The sequence below is a fragment of the Sphaerimonospora sp. CA-214678 genome (assembly GCF_050942215.1).
Lineage (GTDB): Bacteria > Actinomycetota > Actinomycetes > Streptosporangiales > Streptosporangiaceae > Sphaerimonospora.
The window spans coordinates 3,660,431-3,673,567 of record NZ_CP192056.1 but is presented as its reverse complement, the minus strand read 5'-3'; the positions used below and the strand labels follow the sequence as shown (position 1 = coordinate 3,673,567).

Genomic DNA, 13,137 nt, shown 5'->3' with positions numbered 1-13,137 from the left:
CTCGCTTTCAGAAGGTAGGGGTCATGGCGACGACCGTGCGCCCGATGGACCGTCGGCCGGCGAGGAAGGCGTGTGCGTCGGCCACCTCCGCCGCGGGGAACACCCGGGCGACCACCGGGTCGGCGGCACCGGTCTCGAACTGCCCGAGGACCCGCTCGACGGAGGGACGGACCAGCTCGGGGTTGCGCTCCAGCCATTTGCCGAGCGTGAAGCCGGACACCGAGATGCCCAGCTCGAACAGGGTGTGCAGGCGGAACCGGTCGCTGCTCCTGCCGCTGCTGGCGCCGACGCTGACCAGGCGGCCGCCGGGGGAGACGCAGTCCAGGCTGCGGCCCAGGACGTCGCCACCGACCGACTCCAGCACCAGCGGCACGCCGCGTCCGCCGGTGACCTCGGTGACCACCTCGGCGAAGTCCCGCGTGGTGTAGTCGACCGCCACGTCGGCTCCCCACCGTCGGAGCTGCTCCACCTTGGCGGCGGAACCGGCGGTGGCGATGATCGTGCCGGCTCCGTAGGCACGGCAGAGCTGCAGACAGGCCGAGCCGTACGCCCCCGCGGCGGCCTGGATCAGGACATCCTCGCCCTTACGCAGGCGGCCGAGGGTGACGATGGCGGCGTCAGCGGTGAGATAGGGACCGGCGGCGCCGGCGGCCTTGTGGTCGTCGAGCGCGTCGGGCACGGGGTAGACCTGATCGGCCGGCGCGGCGACGAACTCCGCAGCCGCGCCGCCGCGCGGGATGACCCCGAAGACGCGGGTGCCGATCGCCGGGCCCTCGGTGCCCGGCCCATGGGCCACCACCACACCGGTGAGGTCGTGACCGGTGACGTAGGGCGGCTCCGGCGCGCCGGGGTACTTACCGGCGCGCTCCAGCAGGTCGGCCCAGTTGATGGCGAAGGCGCGCACCTCGATCAGCAGCTCGCCCGGGCCGGGTTCCGGTACCGGGACGTCGTCCCAGCTCAGCACCTCGGGGCCGCCGTGCGCGGCGAAGCGCAGCCCCTTCATGGTCGTACGGCTCATGCTTCGCGCATCCCGGCCGGGACTCCGTCGACCATGCGGTCGTGGTACTCGCAGATGCCGTGGCCGGTCGCGCCGCGGTAGTCGAACTCGACCAGGTACTCGGCCAGTCGGGCGATCTCCCCGTCGCGCCGGTTGCGCAGGGGGACGTTGTGGAAGACGCGGCCGGAGGCCTCCACATGCTCTCCCGACTCCGTCCACATCGAGACGCTCATCGTGGTCGCGTAGTAGGGGGCCGGTCCGTACTCGCTCTTCACCGAGACCCGGTCGACCAGTTCGACCACGCCGTCGCGCAGCACCATGCCGTTACCGGGCGAGGGCACGTCGCCGATCTTCTGGGCCCAGGCGACGAACCCGTTGCGCTCGTCCACCATGCACGAGAGCCAGCGCCAGTAGTGCGGCCCCTGCCAGATGCGCGGGCCCCAGGAGTGGTCGCGGAAGCCCAGGCCGTTGATCTCGCGGCGGGCGCCGTCGACCTCCACCCAGCCGCGCACCGAACAGGGACCCTGGTAGTGGCCGACGGCGATGCTGTCCTCCGCGCCCTGGATGCCGGAGCCGCCGCCCAGGCCGTAGACCGGGACGACGTTCTCGTAGTGCAGTTCGAGCGTGAGGGGGACGACGGGGCTGGTGGTGAACGCCTGCTTGGGGTTCTCCAGGGCCGTGCCCTTCTCCAGCAGGTACGCCGTGCCGTCGAAGGTGACCTTCATCTTCTTCAGCGGTTCGACGACCTCGAACCTGAGTCCGGCGGCGTCGAACCTCTCGTTGCTCGTGATAGGTGCGCGGTCGAAGCGGATGGCGGCGGCGCCATCCGGTAGATAGAGCAGAACGGTGACCTCGGCGTGGCCCTCGTTGACCCGGTTGCCCATCCTGATCAGCACCGCGAAGCCCGAGTCGCCGTCCACGAAGTTGTAGTAGGCCGACTCGTTGAACTGCGGGTGGTCGGTGGGCTCGTGCATGTACTCGTCCTGCTCAAGAATCGGTACGGTTCCCATGCCTCGTTCACCCTTCACGTTAGATCGCTGTGCGCTACTCTAACGGAAAGAACCTTACGTTGCACGTCACATATCAGGTTGAGGTGACATGGATCAGAAGACCGGTGGGCCGGACGGTGTACGGCAGGCCAAGCTCGGGCTCATGCTGGCCGGCGGCGGCGGCCTGACCGTCTCCGACATGGCGGGAATCGCGGCGCGCGCAGAGAGCGCCGGGTACGGCGGCGTCTACCTGGCCGAGGCGTGGCGGTCGGGGTTCGCCACTCTGGCGATCATGGCCGAGCGCACCGAGCGCATCGCGCTGGGACCGTACGTGCTGAACGCGCATGTGCGTACCCCGCTGATCGCCGCGATGAGCGCGGTGGACCTCGACGAGGTGACCGGCGGACGCCTCGTCCTCGGCGTCGGCAGCGGGAACCGGGTCACCAACGAGAGCCACCACGGCGTCCCCGTCGAGCGGCCGCTGCGCAAGATGCGCGAGTACGTCGAGCTGATGCGGCTGGTGACCCGGGCGAGGCGCGGCGAACGACTCGACTACGCGGGCGAGATCCACCGGATGGCGGGCTGGCGCTGCCAGGTCGACCCCGTCCGGGAGTCCATCCCCATCGTCCTGGCCGCCACCTCGCCCAAGATGACCCGGCTGGCCGCGCTGGTCGCCGACGGGATCGCGCTGGGCAGTCTCCAGTCGGCCCAGTACGTCGCCGAGGTCGCGGCCGAGTGCCGGAGCCGGGCGGAGCGGCCGGGCTTCTCGGTGATGATGGCGGCCCTGGTCGCCGTCGACGAGGACGCCGAGCGGGCCCGTGCGGCGGCGCGCGCTGCGGTGGTGAACCTGTACGCGGGCAAGCCCCATCCCCACTACGACGCGCTGCTGCGCAGGCAGGGCTACGAGCGGGTCGCCGACGACGTGGATCGGTACGTCCGGCGTGGCGATCTCGCCGCTGCGCGCCGCTCCGTCACCGACGAGGTCGTCGACCGGCTGACGGTGGCGGGCACGCCCGCGGAGTGCCGCCGCCGGATCGCCGAGTACGCCGAGACGGTGGACGATGTGCTGCTGGTCAACGTGAGCGGGATGAGGTACGAGGCGGGCAGCGCCGATCGGGACGCCCGCCGCGTGCTGCTGGAGTCGTACGAGCCGCTGATGGAGCTCGCCTCGCCGGCCGGGTGACAGCCGTGACAGGACGCGTGCCTGCCGGAACGCGGGGAGGCCGGACGCCTCACCGGCGGTCGAGGCCGCACTGCTCCTCGACCCGGTAACCGTGCGCCGCGGCCCAGAACCGGTCCTGGAGCACCGCGCGGACGGACGGCCGGGCGAAGAACTCCTCGGCCCACTCCCGCTGGTCGAAGTAGACCTCCAGGAACGCCTGGCGGGAGGTCGACGGCAGCGTCCGCGGGAGCGGACGCTGCCCGGGCTCGTCGACGGGCGCGGTCATCTGCTCCGCGATCACGTGGTCCACCAGGATCTGCCGGATGCCGAAGGCCGACGACGCCTCCTCGGCCAGCGTGTTCAGGCCGCCGTCCAGATGCTCCCGGGCGGCGGCCGGGTCGACGCCGTCGGCGCGGTCGAACTCGAAGAGGTACTTCTCCAGGGCGGTCTGTCCGGCCAGCCGGTCGAGCAGGACCTCCTCGCGTACCCGGAAGGGGCGTAGTTCGCGCAGGAACAGGCGATGGTCGGCGACGACCGTCTCGCGGAGGTCGTCGCTGTACTCGAGCCCGCGGCCGGGCAGGTAGCGCAGTACCACGTAGCGGAACGCCCGTGGCCGTCGTTCCCAGCCGCCGAGCAGGTCGTACTCGGCCGTCGCCCGGTTGACGTGGTAGCTGATCACCTGGCTCTTCTCCCGGAGGAAGCGCCGGGCGAAGCGACTGTGCACCCGACGGTAGTACCGGTCGGCCTCCTCCGGCGTGACCGCCGAGGCCGGCAGGAAGTGGGAGATGGTCTTGTCCCAGGTGCCGCCGCTCCGGGCGTCCCCTGACCTCGTCATCGTAGGCTGGTCCATGAGTGAATCCAACTATGAACGTCAAACGTCGGACAAGGTCCGCCGCTCCTTGCTGTTCCTTAACGGCTTACGTTAAATTCTATACCTGTGCGATCCGTCCCCGACGACGAGAGGTTCGTGTGCGACCTTCACCGGATGACCTGCTGGACAGCCTCCGGCTGTCCCTCAACGAGAGCCTGCTGCCCAAGGTCGAGGATCGCTGGGCCCGATATGTCGGCTCCGCGATGGATCTCGTCCTCCAGCATCTGAAACTGCGCCTGGCCGGCGAGATGGACATGATGGCCGAGGACAGCGCCGACATGCTGACCGTCCTCGCGGCGGTCGGCGGCCGCGCCGCCGCCCTGGCGGAACGTTCCGGCCGGGACGGCTCTCCCCGATGGGAGGAGCTGGCCGAGATCGTGGCGGGCGCCGCGGAGCGGGCCGGCGACCGGCCCGAGCCCGAAGACGCCGTCGGGCGCAACGAGGAGCTGCGCGGCGTGGTCGTCGCGGTGATGCGGTGGCTGGACGACGCCGAGGACGCCGGCCACCCCGAGCTAGGGGAGCTGAGAGACGAGGTGTACCGCCTGGTGCGACGGCAGGTGGATCGGACCAAGCCGCTGGTGGAGCCGCTGTTCATGTCGTTCCGGCCGGTGGCGTCATGAGCGCGGGGACCAACACCGCCTCCGGGCTGGACGCCGAGCGCCTCGGCGCTTACCTGCGTGACCGGCTGGCGGCCGACAGCCTCACGGTCGTCTCACTGAAGCGCAACGTCGGCGGGATGTCCAGGGAGACCTGGTTCGCCGAGGTGACCGGCGTCCGCGCGGGCGTGGAGTTCGACGACTCGCTCACGGTACGGATCGACCACCCCGAAGGCTCGGTGGTGCCGGTCAGCCTGGAGCGGGAGTACCGCACCTTCGCTGCGCTCACCCCGACCAAGGTCCCGGTCGCCGAGGCGCTCTGGTACGAGTCCGACGAGTCCCTGATCGGGCGGGCGCCGTTCTACGTGCGGCGTACCGTGCCGGGGAGCGCCTCGGCCGGCAGGCTCTTCGCCCCGGGAGGCGAGGAGCGGCGTCGCCGGATCGGCCGGCATCTGGCCGAGCGGCTGGCGGCCGTCCACACCCTCGACTGGGACAGCGCCGGGCTGGGCGAATTCATGGCCGTGCCGCAGCGGCCGGAGGACTGCGCGCTGCTGGAGCTGGCCCACTATGAGGAGGCCTACCGCGCCGCCGACCCGGAGCCCATGCCGGTGGTGGAGGCCCTGTTCTCCTGGCTGAAGCGGAACGTGCCCACCGAGGTCTCACGCACCTCGCTCGTCTGGGGCGACGTCGGCGTCGGCAACTTCATCTACGAGGGCGACCGGGTGGTGGCCCTCACCGACTGGGAGCAGGCCCACCTGGGCGACCCCATGAAGGACTGGGCCTCGGCGCTGTGGCGGGGCGCGGACGCCCTGCTGCCGCGTGAGGAGATGTTCGAAGCCTACGAGAAGGCGGGCGGGCCGCCGATCGATGAGGAGCGGATCAGGTATTACTCCGTCTTCATCGACGCCGAGTACATCTGCACGTCTTTCCCGCTGCTCAGCGAGTTCGGCCCGGACGGCGTCCGCGACGCCACGTTCGTACGTCTCGGCATGGGCGTCCCGTACATGTGCATGGATCACGGCCTGCGCACCATCGGGTACTGAGCCGACTTAGGAGTCCCTGTGTCTCTGGAGACATCGCTCACCGGTTCGGTGGGCACCATCGAGCTGAACCGGCCGGACCGGATGAACGCGCTCACCGTCGAACTGGCCGCGTCGCTGGGCTCGGCCGCTTCCGCCCTGCTCGACAAGGGGGCCCGCGCCCTGGTGCTGGCCGGGCGCGGCCCGGCGTTCTGCGCGGGCGCCGACCTCGCCCTGGTCGACCAGGCGCTGGCCGGCGAGCCGGCCGCCGTGCTCACACCTCTGGTCGAGAGACTGCACGCCTCGCTGAAGCTGCTGCGCCGGCTGCCGGTGCCGCTGATCGCCGCCGTCGAGGGGCCGGCCGTCGGTGCGGGGATGGGGCTCGCCCTCTGCGCCGACGTACGGATCCTCGCCGAGAGCGCCCGCCTGATCCCCGGCTACATGGGGATCGGGGCGTCCCCCGACGGCGGGGTGTCCTACTTCCTGACCCGGATGCTGGGCTCGGCCCGTGCCCTGTCCCTGCTGCTGCGCAACCGGCCGGTGGGCGCGGCGGACGCCGCTGCGCTGGGTCTCGCCGAGCCGCCGGTGCCGGACGGATCCGCGCTGCGGGCCGCGCAGGAGCTGGCCGCCTCGCTGGCGGCCGCCCCTCCGCTGGCGCTGATCCGGGTGCGCGAGCTGGTCGACCGGGCGACGGTGCTCGGGCTGGAGGAGCAGCTGGACCTGGAGCAGCGGCGGGTGGCCGAGCTGTGGCTCACCCACGACTTCGGCGAGGGCGTGCGTGCCTTCCTCCAGCGGCGCCCTCCGGAGTTCCGCGGCGACTGACGGCGGTCCGCCGGCGGCGGGCGGCTGAGGGCGGTCCGCTGACAGCGGACGGCCGACAGCGGTCGAGAGCCGGCGCCGCCATTCCTCCGACCGTTCCCCGGCCCGGCCGCCTCACCAGGCGGCCGGGCCGATCGGTTCCGGTCAGTCCGACAGCATCGTGCGCAGCCGGTGCTTGAGCACCTTGCCGGTGGCGTTGCGGGGCAGTTCTTCCGTACGGATCCAGCGGCGGGGCACCTTGTAGGTGGCCAGCCGTTCCCTGATCCAGGCGTCCAGCTCCGCGTCGGAGGGGATCGTCTCACCGATCAGGACGGCCGTGACGAGCTGCCCCCATTTGGGATCGGGGGTGCCGACCACCGCGACCTCGGCGATGTCCGGGTGTTCGGTCAGCACCGCCTCCACCTCCCGCGGGTACACGTTCTCGCCACCGGTGACGATCATGTCGTTGCGCCGGTCGGCGACGTGGAGATAGCCCCGGTCGTCCCGGTACCCCATGTCCCCGGTGTGCATCCAGCCGTCGCGCAGTGTCTCGGCGGTGGCCTCCGGCCGGTTCCAGTAGCCGAGCATCACCGAGGGCCCCCGGCAGACGATCTCGCCGATCTCCCCCTGGGGCACGGGTTCGCCCGCGCCGTCGACCACCAGCACCTCGAGACCGATCGCCTCCGTGCCCGCGGAGGCGAGCCGTTCGGTGTCCGCCGGATCATGGTCGGCGGGGCGGAGGATCGTCTGCCCGCCGGTCTCGGTCATGCCGTACTGCTGATGGAAGCCGCAGCAGAACCGTGCTATGGCACGCCGAAGCAGCGTGGGCTCGATGGACGATCCGCCATAGATGATCAGGCGCAGCGCGGAGAGGTCGACCTCGTCGATGACGGGGCTCTCCAGGAGCATTCCGATGATCGTGGGAACCAGCACGGTGGTGGTGACCCGCTCCCGCGCCATCGTGCGCAGGGCGAGCTCCGGTGCGAACTCCGGCAGCATGACCACCGTTCCGCCGACGGCCGTATGGGCGTACGCGAGGAACGCGGCGATGTGGAACATGGGCAGGCTGGCCTGGTGGACGTCGCCGGACCGCACCTGGAGCTCCGCCGCATTGATCATGACGCGGGCGGTGAAGCCGAGCCGGTCGATGACCGCGCCCTTGGGCGAGCCGGTGGTGCCGGAGGTGTAGAGGATGGTGGCGGGCAGTTCGAAGTCATCCGGGTCTGCGCCGGGGTCGGGGGTGGCGCCGGCCAGCGCGGCGTCGTAGGACGGTACGGTTTCGGGAGAGCCGAGGCCGAGCACGTTGGGGATTCCGGCGTCCGCCGCCAGGGCCGCCGCACGGCCGTCCTCGCCCCGTCCCGCGATCAGCAGGCCGGGCGCGCAGTCGGAGAGGATGAATCCCAGCTCCCGCGGCGTGAGGCGGATGTTCAGCGGGACCAGGGCGAAGCCCGAGCGCAGGCACGCCGCCTGGATCTCCACGTACTCGAGTTCGTTGGCGGCCAGGAGCGCCACCCGGTCGCCGGGGACCAGGCCCAGAGCTCGGAAGACCGAGCCGAGCCGCCCCACCCGGTCGTCCAGTTCGTCGAAGGTGATCCGTCGATCGCCCTCCGACACGGCGGTCTTGCCGCCGAACCGGCTGGTGGCGCCGCGGATCAGATCGAGGTAGCGCATCCCATCTCCACCATGGAAACTCGGATCGACATGTTACGTTGAGCGTTAAATCACGTTACAGTGAACGGGTCGAGAGCGCCAGGGTTCCGGCGTAGCGACAAGTGGACTTCGGGACGGTCGGCCGGCCACGTGTGCCGGGGCATGAGGCGGCACCAAGCCGGCGGGAGGCGACATGGACTTCACCATCAGCGGCGAACACCAGCAGTTTCGGCGGACGTTGCGCGAATTCTTCGAGGCGGAGGCGCCGGTCGACGTGGTCGCGCGCTTCGACCGGGAGGAGGAGTTCAACTCCGAGCTCTACCGTAAGGCGGCCGAGCTCGGCCTGTGCGGGATGGCGTTCGGCGAGGAGTACGGCGGCAGCGCCGCCGACCAGATCTCCATCTGCATCGCTGTCGAGGAGATCGCGCGGGCCAGCGCCGCCCTCGCCTACGCCTGGCTGCCCACGGCCACGTTCTGCGCCAAGGGCGTCTACCACTTCGGCACCGAGGAGCAGAAGAAGGAGATCCTGCCCCAGGTCGCGGCCGGGACGATGCGCATGGCGATGGGCCTGACGGAGCCTGAGGCCGGGTCTGATCTCACCCATTTGTCCACCCGGGCGGTGCGGGACGGCGACGATTTCGTGATCACCGGCCAGAAGGTGTTCACCACCGGCGCCGACACCGCCGATTACATCTTCGCGTTCGTGCGCACGGATCCCGACGCACCGGCGTCGAGGGGCATGTCCGTGCTGCTCGTCCCGCGGGACGCGGAGGGCCTGACCGTACGGCCGCTGCGCAAGCTGGCCGGCCAGGCCACCCACACGTGCGAGGTCTTCCTGCACGACGTGCGGGTGCCGAAGGAGAACCTCGTCGGCGAGCTGGGGGATGGTGCGAGCATCATCTTCCAGCTTCTCGACGCGGAACGGATCTACGTCGGCGCCGAGGGCACCGGCCTCGGCCAGGGCGCGCTGGACATGGCGCTGAAGTACGCCAAGGAGCGCGTCCAGTTCGGCAAGCCGATCATCGAGCATCAGGCGGTCGGGCACATGCTCGCCGACATGGCGATGGACGTGCAGACCGCCCGGCTGATCACCTGGCAGGCGGCCTGGCTGCTGGAGCAGGGCCTGGACTGCAGGCTGGAGGCGTCCATGGCCAAGGTCTACGGCTCGGAGGCCGGGACCAGGTGCGCGGCACGCGGCATGCAGATCCTCGGCGGTTACAGCTACATGGTCGAGTACGGCATGGAGCGCTACTGGCGCGAGACCAAGCTGTACGAGATCGCCGGCGGGACGAACCAGATCATGCGCAACGTGATCGCCAGGCAACTCGCCAAGGGCACCCCGTGATCCCCCCGATCCCCGCCGTTCCCGGGCTCCCGCTGGCCGCCGGGTTCGACCACGCGGCGGTGGCGGCCCGCAGAATCCGTGATCTGCTGCCGATGTACCGGGACATGCTCGGCGGACAGTTCTATCTCGGCGGCGACAACGTGCGGGTGGGCTACCGGGGCCTGCAGCTGAGCTTCCGGGGCGGGGGCAAGGTCGAGCTGCTCGAACCGCTCCCGGGATCGACGTTCCTGGAGAGCTTCTTCCGGCGCTCTCCGCTGGGCGGACTGCATCACCTCACTTTCACCGTGGCCGGGGAGATGGCGGAGACGATCGCCACGCTGGAGGGGCTCGGTTACCGGGTGCACGGCGCCTCGGCCGCCGACCCCGACTGGCACGAGGTCTTCCTCCACCCGCGCGAGGCCTTCGGCGTCCTGCTCCAGATCGCGCGTCCCGGGCCCGACTACGGGCCGGCGCGCGACTACACCCTCGACGACGTCCTCGCCGGTAAGGCCCCCAACGGCTCCGGAACCCCCAGTCCCTGACGGACCCCCGTCGAATTCCGCTCGAGGAGAGAGAACATGGCACCCGACGATCTCAGGAATCAGCTTGAAATCCGCGACCTCGCCGCCCGTTTCACCGACGCGGTCAACCGGCGTGCCCCGAAGGAGGTGGCCGCTCTGTTCACGGAGGACGGGGCGTGGCACGTGCCCGGGGTGCCGCCGGCGGTCGGCCACGAGGCGGTCACCGGTCTGCTGGCCGGTCTGCTGAGGAACTTCAGCCGGCTCGTTCAGCTGACCCACAGCGGACACGTCGACGTCGCGGGGGAGACGGCGACGGCGACCTGGTACATCAGCGAGAAGGGCGCCGACTCGGCCGGCGACACCTTCGAGTTCACCGGCGTCTACGTCGATCGCCTCGTCAGGACGGAACAGGACGGCTGGCGCTTCGCCGAGCGGTCGTTCGGCTTCCTGCACCGGAAGGGGGCGGGAAAGGAGCGGTGGTACCCGCACCCGAACGCCGTCGCGGACTGACCCGGATGAGCTTCATCTAGGTTAACTATTGACGTTGAACGTCATACTCACCATTCTTGGAATGGGATCAGGAGATCCGGCCTGAAGACGTGAATCACGCCGAGCTGTCGCGGCTCGTTGGACCGCCCGACCGGAGTTGAGGGGGGCGAATGACATCCGGCTGCGATCGGAGGCGGAGACCTGTGCCGGGAACGACCAGAACCTAAGGAGTCAGACCATGCTGGTCGGTGACATCGTCCGACGTAACGCGCAGTTCTTTCCGGACAGGGACGCGGTCGTTGTCCCGGGCCATACGCGGTGGACCTGGCGAGAGCTGGACGTAAGAGCGAACAGATTCGCCAACGCCCTGCTCGGGCTGGGACTGTCGAAGGGCGACCGGGTCGCCCTATACGCCCCGAACTGCAGTGAGTACATCGAGTTCTTCTTCGGCTGTGCCAAGTCGGGAGTGATCGGAGCGCCGACGAACGTCAGGCTCTCGCCGTACGAGATGAGTTCGTACCTCTCCTATGTGGAGCCGGCCGCGGTCCTGGTGCACGCCGACCTGCTGGAGAGCGCACGCGGGTGGCTGCCGGACGTCGAGTCGGTCAAGCACGTGATCGGATTCGGGCCGGGGCACGGACTGCGGCTCGATCTCGAGGCGCTCATCGCGTCCGCCGGAGCGGACGAGCCGCGGACGGCGATCGATGAGGACGACATCTACCAGCTGGGCGCCACGAGCGGGACCACCGGCGTTCCCAAGGCGGCGATCCTGACCCATCGGAACGCCATTTCCGCGCTGCTCGCCTGGGCCGCCGAGCTGGACGTCCCCGAAGCCGGGACGGCGCTGCAGAACATTCCGTACTTCTTCAATCCCGGGGGGCCGTCGGGTCTGCACCCGGTCCTGTTGAAGGGCGGCCGTACGATCATCCCGCCCGCGTTCGACCCGGCCGAGTTCCCCAAACTGGTACAGGAGTACCGGGTCACTCACACCATCATCGTGCCGACCATGGTGCAGATGGTTGTGTCGAATCCGGATATCACGCAATATGACCTGTCGTCGCTGTGCGGCATCATGTCCGGCGGATCGCCGTTCCCCGCCCCCGTGCTCAAGCGGGCACGAGAGCTGATGGGCGACGTCTTCAACCCCATCTACGGTATGGCGGAAAGCTACTCCTGCGGCACGATCCTCAGACCGCAGAACCTGTTCACGGAGGGCACCGAGCAGCAACTCCGGCAGCTGTCCTCGATCGGGAAACCGGAGACGTTGGTGAACCTGCGCGTCGTGACCCCCGAGGGCGACGACGTCCCGCACGACGGCAGGACCGCGGGCGAGATCTGGCTGTCCGGACCCACGATCTCCCCGGGGTACTTCCGGATGCCGGAGGAGACCGAGCGCAGCCGTGAGGAGTCCTGGTTCAAGACCGGCGATGTCGCGGTGGTCGACGATGAGGGCTTCATCACGATCGTCGACCGGCTGAAGGACATGATCATCACCGGTGGGATCAACGTCTTCAGCGTCGAGGTGGAGCGCGTTCTGGAGCAGCATCCCGACGTCCAGCAGGTGGCGGTGATCGGCGTGCCGCACCCCCGGTGGGGTGAGGCGATCCACGCGGTCGTGTGCCGAAGGGCCGACAGCACGGTCAGCGAGCAGGAACTCCTCGCGTTCGCGGCCGAGCGCCTGAGCTCGTACAAGAAGCCCCGGTCGGTGGAGTTCGTCTCGACCCTGCCGATCAGCGCGACCGGAAAGATCCTGAAGAAGGAACTGCGGAAGCGGTACACCGTTCAATCCGCCACCTGAGGGCACGTCGCGGGCCGGACCACCCGAGCCCACCGGTGTGCGTGCCGGCCGGCCCGATGGCGCCAGAGCGGATCCGGCGTCCGCCGATGCCTGGGCCGACGCCGGCCCGCCCGCTCTCGCGGACGGCCGCGCGCGCGTCAGACGGGACGGAGGAGTGCGACCAGGAAGCCCGAGTCGTCTGTGAACGGACGCAGGTCCCACGTGGACAGCAGCAGGTCGGGTTCGAGCGCGGAGGCCGCCGCGTCGGCGAGGAAGTCGCCGAACTCGTAGTCGCGGCCGGCGCCGAAGCCGATGGCGGCCCGGCCGTCCGGCGCGAGGTGCTCGCGGAACCGTTTCAGCACCTCGCGCCGGGTGCTCGGGGCGAGGAACGCCATCACGTTCCCGGCGCAGACGATGGCGTCGAACGGCGTGCCGACGCCCCGTGCCGGAAGGTCGAGTTCGGCCAGATCGCCGACCATCCAGCGCGGCCCCGGGTAGTCCTGCTCGGCGGCCTCGATCAGGGCCGGGTCGACGTCGACGCCGACGACGTCGTGACCGGCCTCGGCCAGCGCGCCGCCGACCCGGCCGGATCCGCAGCCGGCGTCGAGGATGCGGGCGCCGCGCCGCACCATGGCGTCCACGAGGCGGGCCTCCCCGGCGAGGTCCTCGCCGGCGCGGGCCATGGCACGGAAGCGCTCGATGTACCAGGTGGAGTGATCGGGGTCGGCGGCGACCTTCTGCATCCAGATGCTCTGTTCAACCATGTCCGCATTCTCCCGTAGCGGGGCGGTGGGGCTTCGCTGCGGAGTGCTCGTACGCGCCGCGGTCAGCCGGTACGGCGGACGCGGGCCGGGGCGAGCCCGCCGAGGAGCATGACGTCAGCCCTACCGCCAGGGCCGTGTAGCCGCCCTCGGCGGCGGCCACGACCGGCCCGCCGATGACCG

13 protein-coding genes are annotated in these 13,137 nt (G+C 70.2%); 8 read left to right on the top strand and 5 right to left on the bottom strand.

What is annotated here, in order from left to right; genetic code table 11:
• Positions 1-7 precede the first annotated feature (7 nt).
• The gene (locus ACQP1K_RS16485) at positions 8-1,018 is read right to left on the bottom strand and encodes a quinone oxidoreductase family protein (RefSeq protein ID WP_433496597.1); all 1,011 of its coding nucleotides are present in this window, start codon (positions 1,016-1,018) and stop codon (positions 8-10) included.
• On the bottom strand, positions 1,015-2,007 hold the full coding sequence (locus tag ACQP1K_RS16480; RefSeq protein ID WP_433496596.1) for a DUF7064 domain-containing protein: 993 nt from the start codon (positions 2,005-2,007) through the stop codon (positions 1,015-1,017). Before ACQP1K_RS16480 ends, ACQP1K_RS16485 begins: the two co-directional genes overlap by 4 nt.
• 88 nt (positions 2,008-2,095) lie before the next feature.
• Here ACQP1K_RS16480 and ACQP1K_RS16475 point away from each other — a divergent pair, with 88 nt between their 5' ends.
• Complete coding sequence (locus ACQP1K_RS16475; protein WP_433496595.1) at positions 2,096-3,169, top strand: LLM class flavin-dependent oxidoreductase; 1,074 nt, start codon at positions 2,096-2,098, stop codon at positions 3,167-3,169.
• A 49-nt stretch (positions 3,170-3,218) separates the two neighbouring features.
• Here the strand turns inward: ACQP1K_RS16475 and ACQP1K_RS16470 are convergent, their stop codons facing one another.
• Positions 3,219-3,983: a hypothetical protein gene (locus tag ACQP1K_RS16470; RefSeq protein ID WP_433496594.1), complete on the bottom strand. Its 765-nt coding sequence runs from the start codon at positions 3,981-3,983 to the stop codon at positions 3,219-3,221.
• A 134-nt stretch (positions 3,984-4,117) separates the two neighbouring features.
• Between ACQP1K_RS16470 and ACQP1K_RS16465 the strand changes: the two genes are divergently transcribed.
• Genes ACQP1K_RS16465 through ACQP1K_RS16455 form a run of 3 tightly spaced genes read left to right on the top strand, consistent with a single transcriptional unit; the run spans position 4,118 to position 6,456 of the window.
• Positions 4,118-4,639, top strand: coding sequence for a hypothetical protein (locus ACQP1K_RS16465; RefSeq protein WP_433496593.1), 522 nt, complete (start codon positions 4,118-4,120; stop codon positions 4,637-4,639).
• Positions 4,636-5,658 carry a phosphotransferase family protein gene (locus ACQP1K_RS16460; protein ID WP_433496592.1) on the top strand — a complete coding sequence of 341 codons (1,023 nt, stop codon included), beginning with the start codon at positions 4,636-4,638 and terminating at the stop codon, positions 5,656-5,658. Before ACQP1K_RS16465 ends, ACQP1K_RS16460 begins: the two co-directional genes overlap by 4 nt.
• Positions 5,659-5,676: 18 nt before the next feature.
• Entirely contained in the window at positions 5,677-6,456 is a 780-nt protein-coding gene (locus ACQP1K_RS16455; RefSeq protein WP_433496591.1) for an enoyl-CoA hydratase-related protein, read from the top strand.
• A gap of 141 nt (positions 6,457-6,597) precedes the next feature.
• Here ACQP1K_RS16455 and ACQP1K_RS16450 read toward each other — a convergent pair whose 3' ends face one another.
• Complete coding sequence (locus ACQP1K_RS16450; protein ID WP_433496590.1) at positions 6,598-8,103, bottom strand: class I adenylate-forming enzyme family protein; 1,506 nt, start codon at positions 8,101-8,103, stop codon at positions 6,598-6,600.
• Between the two features lie 172 nt (positions 8,104-8,275).
• Between ACQP1K_RS16450 and ACQP1K_RS16445 the strand changes: the two genes are divergently transcribed.
• The 4 genes from ACQP1K_RS16445 (at position 8,276) to ACQP1K_RS16430 (ending at position 12,214) form a co-directional block, all read left to right on the top strand.
• Positions 8,276-9,427: an acyl-CoA dehydrogenase family protein gene (locus ACQP1K_RS16445; RefSeq protein ID WP_433496589.1), complete on the top strand. Its 1,152-nt coding sequence runs from the start codon at positions 8,276-8,278 to the stop codon at positions 9,425-9,427.
• A complete protein-coding gene (locus ACQP1K_RS16440) occupies positions 9,424-9,948 on the top strand; it encodes a VOC family protein (protein WP_433496588.1) in 525 nt (174 codons plus the stop codon). The genes ACQP1K_RS16445 and ACQP1K_RS16440 overlap by 4 nt, the downstream gene beginning before the upstream one ends.
• A gap of 36 nt (positions 9,949-9,984) precedes the next feature.
• Positions 9,985-10,437, top strand: a complete 453-nt coding sequence (locus ACQP1K_RS16435) for a nuclear transport factor 2 family protein (protein ID WP_433496587.1) — start codon at positions 9,985-9,987, stop codon at positions 10,435-10,437.
• A 217-nt stretch (positions 10,438-10,654) separates the two neighbouring features.
• Complete coding sequence (locus ACQP1K_RS16430) at positions 10,655-12,214, top strand: class I adenylate-forming enzyme family protein (RefSeq protein WP_433496586.1); 1,560 nt, start codon at positions 10,655-10,657, stop codon at positions 12,212-12,214.
• A 137-nt stretch (positions 12,215-12,351) separates the two neighbouring features.
• Here the strand turns inward: ACQP1K_RS16430 and ACQP1K_RS16425 are convergent, their stop codons facing one another.
• Entirely contained in the window at positions 12,352-12,957 is a 606-nt protein-coding gene (locus ACQP1K_RS16425; protein WP_433496585.1) for a class I SAM-dependent methyltransferase, read from the bottom strand.
• Positions 12,958-13,137 lie beyond the last annotated feature (180 nt).

Excerpts from the sequence above, each read along its gene's own strand:
- ACQP1K_RS16485 (WP_433496597.1), bottom strand. The coding sequence starts at position 1,018 with ATGAGCCGTACGACCATGAAGGGGCTGCGCTTCGCCGCGCACGGCGGC.
- ACQP1K_RS16480 (WP_433496596.1), bottom strand. The coding sequence starts at position 2,007 with ATGGGAACCGTACCGATTCTTGAGCAGGACGAGTACATGCACGAGCCC.
- ACQP1K_RS16475 (WP_433496595.1), top strand. The coding sequence starts at position 2,096 with ATGGATCAGAAGACCGGTGGGCCGGACGGTGTACGGCAGGCCAAGCTC.
- ACQP1K_RS16470 (WP_433496594.1), bottom strand. The coding sequence starts at position 3,983 with ATGACGAGGTCAGGGGACGCCCGGAGCGGCGGCACCTGGGACAAGACC.
- ACQP1K_RS16460 (WP_433496592.1), top strand. The coding sequence starts at position 4,636 with ATGAGCGCGGGGACCAACACCGCCTCCGGGCTGGACGCCGAGCGCCTC.
- ACQP1K_RS16450 (WP_433496590.1), bottom strand. The coding sequence starts at position 8,103 with ATGCGCTACCTCGATCTGATCCGCGGCGCCACCAGCCGGTTCGGCGGC.
- ACQP1K_RS16445 (WP_433496589.1), top strand. The coding sequence starts at position 8,276 with ATGGACTTCACCATCAGCGGCGAACACCAGCAGTTTCGGCGGACGTTG.
- ACQP1K_RS16435 (WP_433496587.1), top strand. The coding sequence starts at position 9,985 with ATGGCACCCGACGATCTCAGGAATCAGCTTGAAATCCGCGACCTCGCC.
- ACQP1K_RS16430 (WP_433496586.1), top strand. The coding sequence starts at position 10,655 with ATGCTGGTCGGTGACATCGTCCGACGTAACGCGCAGTTCTTTCCGGAC.
- ACQP1K_RS16425 (WP_433496585.1), bottom strand. The coding sequence starts at position 12,957 with ATGGTTGAACAGAGCATCTGGATGCAGAAGGTCGCCGCCGACCCCGAT.